Genomic DNA, 15,915 nt, shown 5'->3' with positions numbered 1-15,915 from the left:
CGATGCACGCTGCTGCCAACCCCAATCTCTCGTTCACCACATTTGCCAGCGCCGGCATTGATACCGTCGGCAGTGGCTATGACGCGGTGAAACAAACGGGCCGACGTCGCACGGGCGACGGCATGCTCCGCAGCGAAGATGACACGCTGCGGCAGAGCGATCGCAAACGGCTGCTCTCTTCTTCGCAGCAGATCTACCGCAACTTCACCGTTGCGCGGTGGATGATTGCGCGACACCTCGACTACGTCAGCACGTTTCACTTCCAAGCCAAAACTGGCAATCGTGCGCTCAACAACAAACTCGAAAGCCTCGTCGCCAATTGGTCGAAGGCCGGGGAGTTCGAAGTCAGCGGCCGCTTTTCGCGCAGCAAGTTCACTCGCATGGGTGAACTGCAGCGGGTGTTGAACGGCGACTTCGGTGTCCTCCGACTCCGCAACGGCAAAGTGCAGGGCATCGAAGGCGAGCGCGTCCGCAGTCCGAATGGTGGTCTGCCGAGCGGCTACACGCTCGAAGACTTCATTCACGGCGTCCGCACGAACGACTGGGGAGCTCACCTCGAGTACTGCGTCTGTCGACGTGGCAAATTCTCCGACGCCGGCGGCGGCACTTCGCAGTTCCAATTCGAACGGATGGTCCCCGCGCGGAACATGTTCTGGTTCGGCAACTACGACCGGTTCGATCAGACCCGCGGCATCGGCTCCATCACGAGCGCGATCAACGGCCTGGCTGATGTCTACGAATCGTTCGACTACGCGCTCGCGCGAGAGAAGATCGCACAGTTGTTCGCCGCGGTGATCAAGGTCTCGAAAGACGACCACCCGCTCACGCAGACCGCCGCACCCGCCGAGGGCCAGGCTGACGACGGGCAACCGAAATACGGCCGCATCAATTGGAACGGCCCCGTGCAGTTGAATCTCGACGGCGACGATTCACTCGAGTTCGTGACGTCGGACAACCCGTCCGCAAACGCGCAAGCATTCTGGACGCAGATGATCGTCCTCGCGCTCAAAGCACTCGACATCCCTTATAGCTTTTTCGACGAGTCGTTCACCACGTACAGCGGCGCGCGGCAAGCGCTGCTGCAGTACGAAGACAGCGCGAAGATCAAACGCCAGGACTTGCAGGCGTTGCTCTCGGCCATGCTGAGGTGGCGCTGTGTTCTCTGGATGCTCGATGGCAGCCTGCCCGGGGTTTGCCTTGAGGACGTGCTCGATCGCTGGCTGTGGGTGCCGAATGGCACACCGTGGATCGATCCGCTCAAGGAAGTGACTGCGGACATCTCCGCAATTGGCGCCGGTCTCACCTCACGCCAGCGCGTGTGCCGCGAGAAGTACGGCGTCGATTTCTTCGAAGTCGCCCGCGAGCTCGTCCGCGAAACCAAGTTCCTCGAGAGGTTCGGTCTCTCGACCAATCTGTCGGCGGCAAACGTTCAGATCAACGAGGTGGCTGCGTGACCAAAACGCTGAAACGAAAAGCGGTGCGATTCGACGCCGCGGCCGTGAAGGCTGGCAAGGCGAAGATTCCCACGCACGCCCTGCGCTTCGAGGCCTCGGTAGCGATCGGCGAGACGCCCGCGGCCAATGGCACGGTGCCGATCACTGTCGTCGCTCGCAGCGGCAATCCCGTCGATCACTGGTACTTCGGCCGGATCGTGCACGACTTCTCTGGCATGCGGAAAGCGAGCGCTCAGCTCCCCTTCGATTACTGCCACGACGAGAAGGAAGTCCTCGGCTTCGCTGACAAGGTCGACATCAGCACGGGTGAACTAGTGGTGAGCGGGGTGCTGATTCCCGACGCAAAAAACGACCGCACCAGCAAAGTGATCAACAAGGCGAATCACGGCTTTCAGTGGCAGGCATCGATCTATTTCGATCCGCAAGAGCTTGTACTCGAGTTCATCCCCGAGGGATTCACCAGCGCGGTCAACGGCGGCAACGTCGAAGGCCCCATCGTGATCGCGCGAGACTGGATGATCCGCGGCAATGCCATTTGCCCGTACGGCCAAGACCCGAACACCTCTGTGCAATTTTCCGCTTCCCAACCTGGCGACCTGGTCGCCGTTACCTTTTCGGATTCGTCAACCATGACCAAGAAGACCAAGTTGTCCGGGACCAAGCCACAACCCAACCGCCACGCCCGTCGCCAGGCCGCAGCGCTGAGCGCTAAAGGTGGCAAGCCGAAGAAGCCGACCGCGCTGTCTGCCGGTAAGAACGGCAAGCCGAAAACCAAATTCGAAGCCAGCGAAGACGACGAAGACGAGGAAGGGAAGCAGGCCGCTGACGACGAGACCGACGAAGCCGACGACAGCGATGACGAAGCCGACGAAGAAGACTGCGATTGCCCCGATGGCGAGGAGTGCGATTGCGACGAATCGTCGGAGGAAGAACCCGTCGACGAAATGGACTCCGACGAAGAGGAAGGCCAGCAAAACGCCACGAAGCACACGGCCAAGAAGGGCGGCAAAACCAAGCTGAGCGCGAAGGGCAAAACCAAACTCACGCCGGCTGCCGCCGAGGTGAAGAAGTTCGTCACCGCGTTCGGCCCCCAAGGCGGCGTGTGGTTCAGCGAAGGGAAAACTTTCGCCCAAGCTCAGACGCTGTTCACCACCGGCCTGCAGCAGGAAAACGCCACGCTCAAGAAGAAGGTGAGCAGCCAAGAAACCGCGCTCAGCGCTCTCCGCGGCGAAGAAACGCCGGTAAGTGGCGGGGAGGCAAAACCTGCCGCGAAGCAAATGAACGGCTTGAGCGACGGACAGTCGAAGTTCGCCGCCACGATCAAGCTGCCGAAGTAACCGTTCCGGGCGTGTCCCGGGAAACACAACCCAACCCTGGGCTCTGGCGATCGTCAGGCCCTTCGATCAGTGCTCAGTTGCTGGCGGATCCGCCGGGACGAGTTTTTCACTCGCAACCCAGGATTCGCCACCATGCCCGTCACTCTGCTCGACATCGCCAAGGCCAACAACTCCGATCGCGAAGTGGGCCTGATCGAAGAAGTCGTTCCGTTCATCCCGGAATTGAAGCTCATCCCCGCCCGCACGATCAAGGGCATTCAGTACAAGACGCTCGTCCGCACCAGCTTGCCGAGCGTCGGCTTCCGTGCTGCCAACCGCGGCGTCGCCGACAGCTTCTCGACGCTGGAAAACCGCAACGTCGAATGCTTCATCGTGAACCCGCAATGGGTTGCCGACAAAGCCGTCGCCGATGCGTACGAAGACGGCGCGCCTGCTTACATCGCCATGGAGGCGACGGGCATGACGCAAGCCGCGATGATCGCGCTGGCCAAGCAGTTCTATTACGGAGCCGCCAGCGGCGGCGATAGCGAAGGTCACCCCGGCCTCGTGCAAGGTCACGACAGTTCGATGGTGGTGGATGCCACCGGCGATACGGCCAGCACCGCCAGCTCGGTGTGGGCGGTGAAGTTCGGACCGCAGAACGTGCAATGGGTGTTCGGCAACGGCGGCGATATGTCCGTCAGCGATCCCCAGGTGATGCGCGTTTTGGACTCGCAAAACCGGCCGTACACGGCCTACACGCAGAACATGTTGTTCCGGCCAGGTCTGCAGGTCGGCTCGATCTACTCGGTCGCGCGGATCAAGAACCTCACCGCTCAGACCAACAAGACGCTGAACGACGACATGCTCAGCGACCTGATGGCGCTCTTCCCCGTCGGTCACGAGCCCGACGCCATCTTCATGTCGCGGCGCTCGCTCTCGCAGCTCCGCAAGAGCCGCACGGCAACCAACGCCACCGGCACGCCGGCTCCCACGCCGACCGACTTCGAAGGCTGCCCGATCATCCGGACCGACGCGATCCTCAACACCGAAGCGATCTCGTAGTCCGCGTTTCGCGCAAGTTCCTGCAGCAACTGAGCCAGCCCACGCCTGCCGTGGGCTGGCTTGCGGCAGTAGACGGCCGAACACGCCAAACCGCTCACGATCAGCATTTGAAGGAAAGCAAACATGGGATTCAAACTCAAAGACGACGCACTCAAGGCGACGCGCGTGCTGCCGAGCGCTGCCTCCACGCAAGTCGACGGCGCGGCGATCGCGCTCGGCCACGGGGCTAAAGGCGACTTCCTCGCTCCCGTCGAGTTCAACGTCGAAGCGCCCGCGCTCACCACCACCATGCTGCCCGACACGCGGACGATGAGCTACTCGGTGATCCACAGCGACAACGCCGATTTGTCGTCGGCCGTCGTCCTCTATCCGAACGTCATCGTGCAAACGGGTGCCGGCGCTGCCGGTGCTGCAGCGGTTGAACAAGCGATTCGCCTGCCGGTCGACGTGAAAGCGAATGTCGGCCTGCGGATCAATTCCGGCGCATCGACGACTGACTCGTCGGCTCGGACCGCAACTCTCCGGCCGTTGTTCTAAGCCATGAACTCGATCGACCTGGCCGTCGGAGCGCTCGCCGCCACGCTCCGACTTGCGGCCGGTACCAGCCTTGTGATTCGCCGCGGCGGCGAACGCAGCGAACCGATCATCGGCACGCTGACCGTGACGAGCTACGACGTGCTCGACGAAGAAACCAATTTGCCCCTGCGGGTGAATTCAAGCGATTGGGTGATCGAGAAGTCGCTGATTGTGGTCGGCGGCAAGTCGATCGAGCTGCGACCTGGTGACGAGCTGCTTGCCGGCAGTCGCCGTTTCGAAGTGTTCCCGATTCCCAAGCGGCCGTGCGTGGAACCTCACGACGCCAGCGGCTTGATGGTGGTTGTTCACTCCAAAGAGATCTGATGTCCGACCTGAACCCTGATGACGTGCTCGACAACGTCGCCGACGCGATCACGGAGAAAGTGCGCGCTGGCTACGACGCGAATGCGTTCGTCGGAATGCAGATCCATTCGATCGATTGGAACTACGGTGACTGGGATGACGAGCTGAAGCAACTGTGTACCCGCGTCGATGTCATCCCGGTCACTTTTGAAGAGACGTCGCTCGCGACGCGCACGTCCGACTATTTCCTCTGCCGCTGCGACCTGGCGATCCGCTGCAAATTCGATCCGCAGCTCCGCACGCAGGCGGGACCGATTCACCGCAAGTACGTCGCACGGCTAATTCACTTCATGCAGGAACTCTATCAGTTCCTCCGGCCGAATCCGCAATCCGACGACGCCGACGTCGCCTCTGGCCGGCTGCCGAACTATCGGGACGCGGTGTGGCAGGAAAGCAAAGTCCTCTTCACGTTCCAGCGCGAGCGCCTCCGCACGCAGGGGATGTTCTTCGGCGCCATGAGCGTGAAGTACGGAGTACGCAAGTCAATCACATGATCGAGTTCGGCTACGAGTTCACGGACACCTCGAAGCGCGTCACCGACGCCGCGGCCGAAGCCTCGTTCAAGAACGCTGGGCACGCCGCAGCGTCGATCCGCAAAGACGCGATCAACTCGATCGAGAAGAGCGATTCCGCATCGCTACCGAACACGCCTCCGCACACACGCAAGGGGTTGCTGCCGCGCTCAATCGTTTACTTCGAAGACAAAGCGGAGCAGATGGCCATCACCGGTCCGCGGTTCAGCTTCGTCGGCGAGTCCGGCCGAGCTCACGAGTTCGGCGAAGAGTTTCGCGGTGAAGAGTTTGAAGAGCGCGCATTCATGGGCCCGGCGCTTGATCGTAACGCGGCCCGCTTCGCCAGCAGCTTCGCTGGCTCCATCGGAGTTTAGGAGTTTCACAGCATGCCAGCCAACGAACAAAAGATGGGCTTCGAGGGCCAGATTTTCTACGGCGTCGCCGGCAACACCGCGGGGTCGCTGATCCCCGAGACGCGCGATATGTCGATGACCTACTCGACGGACAAGGGTAACACGACCGCGCGCAATGCGGCCGGCACAATCCCGATCGAGACGGAGCGCGTGACGACCCGCAAGTGGCAGTTCGACTTCAACATGCTGAGCGTTCCTGGCAACGAAGTGCAGGCCGCGATTCTCGCTGCCTCGTACGCGGGCAGCCCCATCGCCTTCCGCAGCAAGGATTTCGCCGCCGGCAAGGGCTACGACGGCGACGTGATCATCGAGCACAAGCTCGGCAAGCCGCTACGTGGTGAACAAACCTACGACGTGACCGTGAAGCCCACGCGCTCTGCCGGCCGCGAACCCGTGCTCTACACGTAAGCGCCGCGCGACTTGGTGTCGAATTTCGAAGTTCATTTTCCCCGGTATCACCATGCAAGCGAACCTGATCATGACCCTGGCCTCCGGTGGTTTAACCATCGGCGGACCGATCCTCATCAACGCCGACACCTCGAATCCGTTCCCGGACGTGCCGGTGCCGAAGGCGATCGCCGGTTCGCTCACCACGCGCACCGACAACGATACCGGCGTCGTCACCGTCGCCAGCGGTCACGGGATCCTCGACACCGACACCATTGATCTCTACGACGCCGACGGCTTGCTGCTGCGCAAGGACGTCGACGTCACGGCTGTGACGTCCACGACGATCACGATCGACGCCGGTACCGGCACCAACCTGCCCACGCAGGGAACGGCCGTCCGCGTCGCCAAGCAAAAGGTGATCTCGCCCGTGTTCTTTGACGCGTCGGGTGTTCAAGCCTTCGCTGTGCAGCTCTCCGTTCCTGGCGCGGTAACGGCAGGCCGTGTGAATTTTCTATCGAGCGTTCCGGCCAGCGTCGGCAACTTCGAGCTCGTCGCCAACGTCGGACTCGTTTTCAACGTCGCCGGCGGCGTGGCGAATCCGCTCTCCGGCGATGCCGTCAAAGTCACCGCCAGCAACGGCAGCATCGAGCTCGACGGCACGCTCACGATCATCTCGATGGAAGATCGCACGCCGTAGTCACCGTGTCCCGGGACACGCCCCACTCACTTTCACGAGAAACGACCATGCATACGTTTAACGACCGCCACGGTGGCGAATGGAACATCGATCTGCCGTTCGGCGAGATCCTCCGCATCAAGGCCAAGGATTCCCGCTTTGATTTGCTCGAGCCGGAAGTCGGTGAACTCGGTAAGCGGCTCGATAACGATTTGCTGCTCTTCTGGGAGCTGCTGCACATCATCGTCGAGGAGCAGGCCACCGACCGTGGCGTGACCGCCCAGGATTTCGGTCGGCTGATGGCAGGCAATTGTTTGATTGCCGCGCAGCAGGCGTTCTTTCGTGAGTGGATCGATTTTTTCCACCATATCCAGCGCCCGGACGTAGCGACGGCGCTGGAGGTGATTCTGCAGCTGAACATCGTGACCGCGGCGAAGGTCAAGGAGCGCATGGCAAGCGACCAGACGATCAAGAATCTGCCGGCGATCGCGAGCGAGAAACTCGACTCAGTACTTACGACTGCATTCAAGGGCTTGCAGGAATCCTGCGACTGGACCCTGAGCGATACACCTACCGAACGCTCTGGCTCCGAAACGAAGGCGTAAAACGCCAGGCCCGCGCGATCATCGTCGCGCAAGCTCACCTGGTGTGGGCAACGTACAGCGCGGCGGAGCTGCAGAGCTACGTCGAAACCGGCGAGTTCACGAACACCACGCCCGAGGAGATCCCGCGCTACAACCCGCTCGTGGCAGAAATGATCGCAAAGAATTGGGAGGGGAACGGTGGCTAGTCGCGGTGATATCGAAGCCGGCAAAGCGTACGTCACCACGTACATCAAGAACTCTCCGTTCATCAAGGGCATCAACGAGATCAAAGCTCAGCTGCAGGGCCTCGGCACCAACGTGCTGAAGCTCGGCGGCGTTATCTCTGCGGCCGGCGCGCTGGTCACCGGACCAATCACGGCCGCCGTCAAACAGTTCGTGACGATGGGGACCGAGCTGCAGAACGTTTCGCGCCGGACCGACGTCGGAGTGGAGGCGCTCGCCGAATTCAAGCACGCCGCCGAACAAACCGGCGCAGCGCTCGGCGACATCGAAGGGGCGTCGAAGTCTGTCACGAAGAACATCGCCGACGCGGCCATGGGTAGCTCCGGTGCGGCCGTCGCTCTGTCGCGATTGGGGCTCTCCGCGGCGCAGCTGAAACAGCAAAAGCCCGAGGAGCAGCTGCAGACCGTCGCTGATCGCCTGGCTGGCATCAAAGACCCAGCGCAGCAGGCCGCACTCGCCACGCAATTGCTCGGCGGCACGAACCTGTTGCCGATGATCGGCCAGCTGAAAGCGTTGCGTCAGGAAGCCCGCGACATGGGGCTCGCGCCGTCGGCGAAAGCAGTCGCCGACGCCGCCAACTTAGGGCGCATGATCAAACGCCAATTCGAGGCGGTGAGTGCGGCCATCTTCGAAATCGGAGCTGCCGTCGCCCCCGTGCTGATGCCGGTCGGCGAAGCGATCATCCGGATCACCGGCAGCGTGACCAGGTGGATCCGCGAAAACCAGGAAGTCGTCCGCACGGTCTTCAAGATCGGCAGCATGATCACCGCGGCCGGCGCGGCTATCACGGCCGTCGGTGCGCTCATCTTCGGTATCGGCACAGCGTTCGGCTTCGTCGCTTCGATCGTCACCGGCGTCGTGTCGGCCATCGGTGGCATTATCACCGTCGTCACCACGATCGCGGGGCTGCTGGCTCCGATCCTAATTCCGCTCGCGCTGATCGCGGCGGCAGTAGGTGGCATCACCACGCTGCTGCTGCGCAACCAAGCTACCTGGAACCTGGTGTCTACGACGGCGAAAGGAGTGATGGCCGACATTGTTGCTGCCATCGCACCGTACGTCGAAGTCGTGAAGACGACGATCGGCGGCATCGTCGACTCGCTCATGTCCGGGGACATTGCCGAGGCCGGCCGCATCGCCATGACCGCGCTTCGCCTGGCGTTCGAAGTCGCGAAGCTGGCCATCGTCAACGGCTGGTTTGCGATCCGTGAGAAGGCCTTAGCGGTGTGGGATAGCATCGCGGTGGCCGCGGCCGGAGCAATTGCCTACATCGGCTCCCTGTTCGGAAGCGTGTTTACCGCGCTCACGGGCTGGGACTACGGCACCGCTCTATCGGCAGGATGGATTGCGTTCCGCGTCGCCGCAGTGGCGGCGATCGATCACGTGCTGCTCTACATTCGCTCGCTCTCAGCGGCGATCAACGCCGTACGCGGCGTGCTGATGAAGACGGTGAAGGACGTCGCTGTAGTCGTGCCCCAAGTGATCAACGCCACTGCGGCCGCGTCCGGCATTGCCGTGCGTGAAGTCGTCGGGCCCGACGTCGCCGGCGCATTCGACAAAGCGGCTGCCGCGGCCGATGCCGCCATGGACCGCGCCGGTGCCGACCGCGATGCGAAGCGCGAAGAACGCGAAGCCGGTGCCGATATCTGGCGCGAAGAGCAAGGCAAGCTGATCGCCGGTCTGCGCGACGAGCTCCATCAACGGGCAGCAGATGCGAAGGCGAAGCGAGCCGAGCTGAAAGCCGGCGGCGCGGGCGACGTCGCGGTTCGTCCACCAGGTGGCGATCCGGCCAGCGGCGCGGCGCTCCGCAATGCGTTCGGCACGTTCAGCGGCCTGGCACTCGGACTCGGCGGCAGCGACGGCGGTTTCGCCAAGCGGCAACTCGCCGCGCAACAAGAGCAGCGCGACCTGCAGAAGAAGCAACTCGACAAGCAGGAGGAGCAACGCGCTCTCGCTGACAAGCTCGTGAAAGTGATGGGGGTGGTCTAATGGTTTTCAGCTTTCAACGCCGCGCGACCAGCCCCTCCAGCCTCGTCACTACGTTGCTGCCGGTGCTCGAAATCACGCAAGAAGAAGAGTGGATTGCTGACGGCATCGACGATGCAGAGACAGTGCGGAACCTGGCGTTTCAGATGTCGCCGGCGGCGATCCCGACGACGCAGTTGATTCTCTACCGCCGCGGCGTGACTCTCTCGCGCCAGGGCCACGCGTTGTATTACGTGACGGTGCATTACACGCCGCGCGACCGCACGAAGTGGACGTGGGATTTCGACACGTCAGGCGGCACGTTCAACATCAAAACCAGCCGGCAGCACATGGGTAGCTACGTGCAACCTGGCGAAACCGCGAAGGATCACAAGGGCGCCATTGGCCGGCAGCTCGACGGCTCGGTCGACGGTGCCGATATCGTCATCCGTTCGATGAAGTTCAACGTGACGTGCGTTCAGCCGCTGGGCGTGGTCACGATCGCGTATGCGATGCACATCCATGAGTTGACCGGCTGTGTGAACTCGAAGCCGATGTTCGGCCGACCACCTGGCGAAGTTCTGTTTCTCGGCGGCCGCGGCTCCGATGGCACGGAAACCGAGGCCTCGGTCGGCTGCATGTTCGCGATCGAGAAGAACCTGCAGAACAAACTGATCGGCGGCATCAACGTGGTGCAGAAGGATGGCCACGATTACGCATGGGTCGAATTCAAAAACGATACCGACGGTGATTCTCCCGTGACCGTGCCAGTGCAGATCGACGTGTGCCGGGTCTACGATCGCGTCGACTTGGCGGCCGAGCTCGGCTTCGGGGGATAGCTCATGACCGACAAAATGAATCCCGGCGACTCGCCGCAGAAAGGACCGTTCAACAGCCGCGCGTGGAACCGCGTTGTTGAGTCTGCAGACGACTATCACGATCGCCGCGCTCAGGGCGTTGCGCAGAAGCACTTACCGCTGTCGCGCCCGTCGCAAACCGTGATTCAACTTCGCAACAGCTGTGGCGCAAATCTGCGGCGTGGCGAAGTACTGGAGATCGACGATTACATTCTCGATCCGCTGGACAACGCCAGCCTATGGTTCAACGGCGTGACACCGAACATGAAGCGGTCTGGCTGGGCAATCGCTCTCGAACCGATTCCGTACGCGCCTGCTCGGCCGCGGATCGGCGCGGCAGTGATGAACGGCACGTGCGTGGGGATCGTCGAGATCACGAACAGCGCGCATCGGTTCGCGCGGCGCGACGCGGAGCGGCGGACGTTCGTGTCCGCCGAGCGCGGAGCGGTGAAGATCCTGCACGTCGGCCGGTCCGTGAGTGGCGGCAACGAATGCGCGGTCCACATTCTCGACGACACGCCGAATTGGTTTCTCGGCATCGTGCGCGAAGACTACACACAAAGCACGCCGAGCAGCGGCAGCAGCAGCTCCACGGCGAAGATCAAGATCGACGTCTACACGCGCGATCTCGACGGCCGCAAATGGCGCAAGCTCCCTGGCGTGGTGATCGAAGCGGAAGACTGGTTTCTCAACAAAGGCGAAAAGCTCGAGAAGAAAACGAAGGTCCGCGTCGACTGGTACATCAACTGTTGGGCGGTCACGGGCATGTACTGTTCGCCCAGCGATCTCGACGAGCTTAAACCCAAGTCGCCGTCGACCGGCTACCCGGGCGAGCAGGAACCAACGACCGACACGACGCAGAGCAGCAACACCGAAGACATCGGGAACTACGGCGAGACGCCCATCTTGCCAGGCTACGACTTCAACCCCCAAGGATCCACACAATGGCTGGCGTAATTGGCCGCGTATCGACTCCCCAAATCGCGCTTGCAGCTGCCACGGCGAAAACCGTGCTGCAGCTCGTCGCGCCGAGCAACCACCGCGTAAAGGTGCAGCGTCTCTCGGTATCATTCGAGGGAACGAACACCACCGACGCGCCCGTTCAAATCGACATCGTGCGGCAGACCACGGCCGGTACCTCGACCGGCACGACTCCCGTCAAAGACAATGACAGCGATGCCGAGACGCTGCAGACCACGGCGAACCGCGCCGCTTCGGACGAGCCGACCACCACCGACCTGCTCGACTCGAAAATGTGTCATCCTCAGGGACGCATCGACTTCGGTCCGTTCACGATCCCTGGCGGCGGCCGCATCGGCATCCGGTGCAATGCACCGAACGCCGTCGACTGCATTGCCTCAGCCGTCTTCGAGGAATAACCATGGGTATGCGAACCGCTGGCCCCGCGTGTTGCTGCTGCGAACACTTCATTCGCGGCAATGAGATCAGCAGTTTCATGATGCCCGGCGGTGGGTTGTCGGGAACCTTCATTGACGAGAAACCAGACAAGCCCACCGATCAGCGCGTGCGAGTAAACCAGTTGATCACGCCCGGCGGCGACTCGCTCAGCGTTCACACGATCGCCCCCGACTGGAGCAACAAGCGGCTCTACTACGCCTACAGCACACGCGTGCGCGACAGCGGCGGGACGATGATCGATATGAAGTCGACGTTCAAGTGGTGGGATACCAAAGACGCTGGGCCCGGCACGGCCGTGGCTGAAGTGAACAGTTTGATTTGCGACGCGCTGGCGGCGAGTCCGGACGAAGAGAAGATCTATTGGGCGGCGCGTGCGTACGTCGATGGCGCCTTTCCTAACCTCTCGTCGAATTACGGCATCGACCTGCGCCGGATGAATTACGACGGCACCAACCAGGCGAACCTGGCTACGGTGAATGTCTACCGCACGGGCAGCATCGCGACGGCCGGCAAGCTGGGCTCGATGCTGGTGAACCGCAAAGAGAACCGTCTCTACTACGTCGTGCGCCAGAACGTCACGACGTCGACCGCGGCCGATTGGGTTTGGGAGATTCGCTATCGTGATCTCGGCACCTTCGCCGAGTCGACCATCTACAGCGTGACCGGCGCGCAAACGACGTCGGGGCTCGGCAGCAGCGTGATTCACTTGCTGAACTGCCTGTCGTTCGACCTGGCGGACGGAAAAATCTATTGGTGCGAGCATTACCTCACGGCGAGCAGCCGGCAGGAAGGCAAGGTTCGCCGCGCGAATCTCGACGGCTCCAGCGTCGAGCTGCTCTATCAATCGGCCGATCCCTACGCAGTGAACTTCGCGAGGTACAGCAACAAGCTCGGCCTGATCGTGCACGGCGACAAGGACCGCACCGGCAACGTGCTCACGCCGAAGAATGGCGTGTGGCTTCGCGACAAGGCGAACTGGTCGACTGCGGAACAAATCGCGACGGAAGGAGCGCCAGAGACGCTGAACTTCGACGCGACGAGCAGCTTTCTCTGGTGCGGTTTCGAGGGCAGTTCGGCTTAGGTGTCCCGGGACACGCGCGCAAAAAAACCCCGGTTGGGTTTGCAGGATCGCGACCTGCCATCGCTACGCTGCGGACCAACCGGGGCTGCGTGGATTGTAACCAGCTCGCACGACTTGCGTCACTGAGGGCCGAACACCGAAGCGCCGCGTCGGGCTTCCGCGATGATTGCGCCTGCGAACTCTTCGAGGGCCCTCTGCAGATGTTGCTGCCCGAAGTGATCGTCGCCATGAAGAACTGCCGTCACGATCTCGCCGGCAGCCGCGGCAACGGCATCAGTGCCGGATTTGCGAGTCTGCGCAGCGAAAAAATTCGGCGGCAACAGAGCGCGCATCCGATCGCCCAGCTCCCCGTCCGGAAGTTCGTTCAGTGAATCGAACACGTGGTCGCCAAACCCGGTCTCAACGAACCGGTTGTCGATCGTGTTTAGGAAGCCGGCCGCACGCGTGCCCGACGCTTCGTCGGTTAGGTCAATGAATCTGAGCATCGCCCTATTCTGCGCACCATTAGCTCGCGTGGCCACACTGCGTGCAGTGGTATTTCTGCGTGCCGAGCGTCATCCCGTGCCAGATGGCCCAGGCGATCGCGATGGGGATCCACAGCCCGCAGGTGAACACCGACAAGATCGCGTGTCCCGTGGTGAAGGTTTTGTTCTGCTCCGCGTTCGCTTTCTGATGCAACGTGGGGCGACGGCACGAGGGGCAAAAGGCTTGTTTCTGCAGCATCGACATTGGTGTTTGCTCCGCGCAGCGCGATTGCAAGGCTGTGACGGAAGCTGTCATCACCTGGCCCGCGCGACCGGCGCAACCCGGGACCATCGACCTTCGGAACCGAAGGTTACAGGTTCGACCCCTGTTGGGCGTACTGATCATTTTCAGATGTCGCAGAAAACGCGTATTCTCCGGCGTTTTCGCAATTCTCGCGTTGGGCATTCGCCTCGATGCACTTACTTTCACCGGCTTGCTGCGCCGCTTTGAGCGCGCCGGGCGGGCGTGATGGTAGTAGGAAACGTTCCGAAGACCATTCGCGGGAAGGACCTAGCAGGCTCCGGCTGCCGGCCTTCGCCAGTTCCAGGGATGCAAGTCTGGATGGGAGCCACGGGGGAATTGCGCAATGTCAGTTCCAAACAAGTGCTAGACCTGACGGAGCGCTTTTACGATTTCGGTGCCAGCGGCCTGCCAGCCGGGAATGATGCCGGCGAAGAGGCCGACGACGAGCGACACCGCAACGCCAACCATGGCGATCTGCAGGGATGGCTGAAAGGCGATCGTGACTCCTTCTGCGCCAATCGCGAATCCGCCGAAGAATAAGAGGAAGGTGCCGAAGCCGATGCCCAATAGGCCGCCGGCGAAGCTTTGTAGCACGCTTTCGGCGAGGACGAGGCGGAAGATGCGTGCGGGGCGGAGGCCGAGCGTTTGCAGCACGGCGTGTTCCTTGATGCGATCCTGCACGGCCATCACGGTAGTGGTGGCCACGAGCGCGAGCACCAGGCCAACGCAGGCATAGCCCAGGTAATGCGCAAAGCCGATCAGTTCCGCCAGATCGGAAAGAGTATCGCGCTGAAACACCCCTTTCGAGCGCGTCGTCGTTGCCACTGGTCCGCTGCGAAAGCCGGCGTCGATCGCGCGGCAGAGTTCGTCCGGCTTCGCTCCTTCGGCGAGTTGCACTTCGAGTTGTGTGACGGTTCCGACCGATGTTTTGCCGCGGGCTCGCTGCAAGAAGTCGAGATGCGTGTAAATGAAGTTGTCCTCGGCAGCAACGGTCGAGCGGAAGATGCCGACAATCGAGACCGTCACGTCGCCGATCGTGAATTTTTGTCCGGTCTTCAGATTGCGTCGCGCGGCGATGGCCTGGCCGATCACCGCGCCATCGGTGCGGCCGTCGAAATCGCCCCAGTTGCCGGTGAGCAATTCCAACTTGCGGGCGGTCCGCAGTTTCTCCGGCGGCAAGCCGTTGAACACGACGACGTCGAGGCTCGCGCGGCAGTTGTTGGTGAAGACCTTGATTGGAACGACATCCTTCACGCCGGGCATTTTTTGGACCGTGCGGGCGTAGTCTTCGGGCAGTTTGCTGCTGGAAGGGCAGAAACGGTTCTCTTGAAAGACTATTAGCGTCCGCTCGGCTTCCTGGCTGCTCGTGAGTCGTTCCAAACCTTGCTGCACCGCGCCGACAAAGCAGAAGACGAACAGCGCGACGGCCGAGCCGCTGACGGTGAGCATCGTGCGGCCACGATGTCGCCACAGATTCTTGAAAACGTAGGGAGCAAACTTAAACATGGGTTAGGCCCTCCGCTCGAAGGATTCGCCGCCAACCACGCTCACCTGCTGGCCGCGCTCGATCAGCTTTCCCTTCTCCAGGCGAATCTGCCGCTGAGCCAGTGCACCGACGCGCGGATCGTGCGTCACCACAATCAGCGTCATGCCGAGTTCAACATTCAGCCGCCGAATCAACTCGAGAATCTGATCGGTTGTTTCGGCATCGAGGTCACCGGTTGGTTCGTCGGCGACGATGATCGTGGGATTGGCGACGATCGCGCGAGCAATGCCCACGCGCTGTTCCTGACCACCGGAAAGTTGTCGCGGGTAGTGATCGCGACGATCCGTCAGATTCACTGCTTCAAGAGCAATCATCACGCGCTTGTGCCGCTCGGCTGCATTCATCGGCAACAAGAGCAAGGGCAACTCGACGTTTTCGTAAGCCGAGAGAACTGAAATCAGATTGTGCATTTGGAAGATGTAGCCGATGTTCTCGGCTCGCCAATCGGCGAGCGCCGAGCGCGAAAGTTTCGTGATATCAACTCCCTTGATCACGATCGCTCCCGATGTCGGGCGGTCGATGCCGGCGATGGCATTCAGCAGCGTCGATTTGCCGGAGCCGCTCGCTCCCATCAGGCTCACGAACTCTCCTTGCTCGACTTGCAGCGTAACTTCGTTGAGCGGAGTGATGATCTCATCCCCTTTGCGGAATTGCTTGGTCAGCTTCGTAATTTCGACAAGTGCCATC

Annotated in this window: 20 protein-coding genes; 16 read left to right on the top strand and 4 right to left on the bottom strand. The window is 61.7% G+C overall.

Features of this window, described 5'->3' with window-relative positions; translation table 11 throughout:
* The first annotated feature begins 2 nt into the window (after positions 1-2).
* The 16 genes from M9Q49_RS29340 to M9Q49_RS29265 all read left to right on the top strand — a co-directional run bounded on the left by M9Q49_RS29340 (position 3) and on the right by M9Q49_RS29265 (position 12,914).
* A complete protein-coding gene (locus M9Q49_RS29340; RefSeq protein ID WP_254512862.1) occupies positions 3-1,454 on the top strand; it encodes a phage portal protein in 1,452 nt (483 codons plus the stop codon).
* Positions 1,451-2,791 carry a hypothetical protein gene (locus M9Q49_RS29335; RefSeq protein WP_254512861.1) on the top strand — a complete coding sequence of 447 codons (1,341 nt, stop codon included), beginning with the start codon at positions 1,451-1,453 and terminating at the stop codon, positions 2,789-2,791. The genes M9Q49_RS29340 and M9Q49_RS29335 overlap by 4 nt, the downstream gene beginning before the upstream one ends.
* Before the next feature lie 132 nt (positions 2,792-2,923).
* The gene (locus M9Q49_RS29330) at positions 2,924-3,835 is read left to right on the top strand and encodes a major capsid protein (protein ID WP_254512860.1); all 912 of its coding nucleotides are present in this window, start codon (positions 2,924-2,926) and stop codon (positions 3,833-3,835) included.
* A 123-nt stretch (positions 3,836-3,958) separates the two neighbouring features.
* Positions 3,959-4,372, top strand: a complete 414-nt coding sequence (locus tag M9Q49_RS29325) for a hypothetical protein (RefSeq protein ID WP_254512859.1) — start codon at positions 3,959-3,961, stop codon at positions 4,370-4,372.
* Between the two features lie 3 nt (positions 4,373-4,375).
* On the top strand, positions 4,376-4,735 hold the full coding sequence (locus M9Q49_RS29320) for a hypothetical protein (protein ID WP_254512858.1): 360 nt from the start codon (positions 4,376-4,378) through the stop codon (positions 4,733-4,735).
* The gene (locus M9Q49_RS29315) at positions 4,735-5,268 is read left to right on the top strand and encodes a hypothetical protein (RefSeq protein ID WP_254512857.1); all 534 of its coding nucleotides are present in this window, start codon (positions 4,735-4,737) and stop codon (positions 5,266-5,268) included. Before M9Q49_RS29320 ends, M9Q49_RS29315 begins: the two co-directional genes overlap by 1 nt.
* Positions 5,265-5,660: a hypothetical protein gene (locus M9Q49_RS29310; RefSeq protein WP_254512856.1), complete on the top strand. Its 396-nt coding sequence runs from the start codon at positions 5,265-5,267 to the stop codon at positions 5,658-5,660. Before M9Q49_RS29315 ends, M9Q49_RS29310 begins: the two co-directional genes overlap by 4 nt.
* Positions 5,661-5,672: 12 nt before the next feature.
* On the top strand, positions 5,673-6,107 hold the full coding sequence (locus M9Q49_RS29305; RefSeq protein ID WP_254512855.1) for a hypothetical protein: 435 nt from the start codon (positions 5,673-5,675) through the stop codon (positions 6,105-6,107).
* Positions 6,108-6,177: 70 nt separating this feature from the next.
* On the top strand, positions 6,178-6,786 hold the full coding sequence (locus tag M9Q49_RS29300; protein ID WP_254512854.1) for a hypothetical protein: 609 nt from the start codon (positions 6,178-6,180) through the stop codon (positions 6,784-6,786).
* A gap of 47 nt (positions 6,787-6,833) precedes the next feature.
* A complete protein-coding gene (locus tag M9Q49_RS29295; RefSeq protein ID WP_254512853.1) occupies positions 6,834-7,370 on the top strand; it encodes a hypothetical protein in 537 nt (178 codons plus the stop codon).
* 41 nt (positions 7,371-7,411) lie between these two features.
* A complete protein-coding gene (locus M9Q49_RS29290) occupies positions 7,412-7,555 on the top strand; it encodes a hypothetical protein (protein WP_254512852.1) in 144 nt (47 codons plus the stop codon).
* Entirely contained in the window at positions 7,548-9,581 is a 2,034-nt protein-coding gene (locus tag M9Q49_RS29285) for a hypothetical protein (protein WP_254512851.1), read from the top strand. Before M9Q49_RS29290 ends, M9Q49_RS29285 begins: the two co-directional genes overlap by 8 nt.
* On the top strand, positions 9,581-10,396 hold the full coding sequence (locus tag M9Q49_RS29280; RefSeq protein WP_254512850.1) for a hypothetical protein: 816 nt from the start codon (positions 9,581-9,583) through the stop codon (positions 10,394-10,396). Before M9Q49_RS29285 ends, M9Q49_RS29280 begins: the two co-directional genes overlap by 1 nt.
* Positions 10,397-10,399: 3 nt before the next feature.
* Positions 10,400-11,371 carry a hypothetical protein gene (locus tag M9Q49_RS29275; RefSeq protein WP_254512849.1) on the top strand — a complete coding sequence of 324 codons (972 nt, stop codon included), beginning with the start codon at positions 10,400-10,402 and terminating at the stop codon, positions 11,369-11,371.
* Positions 11,359-11,793: a hypothetical protein gene (locus M9Q49_RS29270; RefSeq protein WP_254512848.1), complete on the top strand. Its 435-nt coding sequence runs from the start codon at positions 11,359-11,361 to the stop codon at positions 11,791-11,793. Before M9Q49_RS29275 ends, M9Q49_RS29270 begins: the two co-directional genes overlap by 13 nt.
* A 2-nt stretch (positions 11,794-11,795) precedes the next feature.
* Complete coding sequence (locus M9Q49_RS29265) at positions 11,796-12,914, top strand: hypothetical protein (RefSeq protein WP_254512847.1); 1,119 nt, start codon at positions 11,796-11,798, stop codon at positions 12,912-12,914.
* Between the two features lie 119 nt (positions 12,915-13,033).
* Here the strand turns inward: M9Q49_RS29265 and M9Q49_RS29260 are convergent, their stop codons facing one another.
* The 4 genes from M9Q49_RS29260 to M9Q49_RS29245 all read right to left on the bottom strand — a co-directional run bounded on the left by M9Q49_RS29260 (position 13,034) and on the right by M9Q49_RS29245 (position 15,914).
* A complete protein-coding gene (locus M9Q49_RS29260) occupies positions 13,034-13,399 on the bottom strand; it encodes a hypothetical protein (protein ID WP_254512846.1) in 366 nt (121 codons plus the stop codon).
* 19 nt (positions 13,400-13,418) lie between these two features.
* A complete protein-coding gene (locus tag M9Q49_RS29255) occupies positions 13,419-13,643 on the bottom strand; it encodes a hypothetical protein (protein ID WP_254512845.1) in 225 nt (74 codons plus the stop codon).
* Positions 13,644-14,045: 402 nt separating this feature from the next.
* Positions 14,046-15,188, bottom strand: a complete 1,143-nt coding sequence (locus tag M9Q49_RS29250; protein WP_254512844.1) for an ABC transporter permease — start codon at positions 15,186-15,188, stop codon at positions 14,046-14,048.
* 3 nt (positions 15,189-15,191) lie between these two features.
* The gene (locus M9Q49_RS29245; protein ID WP_254512843.1) at positions 15,192-15,914 is read right to left on the bottom strand and encodes an ABC transporter ATP-binding protein; all 723 of its coding nucleotides are present in this window, start codon (positions 15,912-15,914) and stop codon (positions 15,192-15,194) included.
* Position 15,915 lies beyond the last annotated feature (1 nt).

The organism is Anatilimnocola floriformis, assembly GCF_024256385.1.
Taxonomy (GTDB): domain Bacteria; phylum Planctomycetota; class Planctomycetia; order Pirellulales; family Pirellulaceae; genus Anatilimnocola; species Anatilimnocola floriformis.
This window is presented reverse-complemented; position numbering and strand designations above follow the sequence as displayed.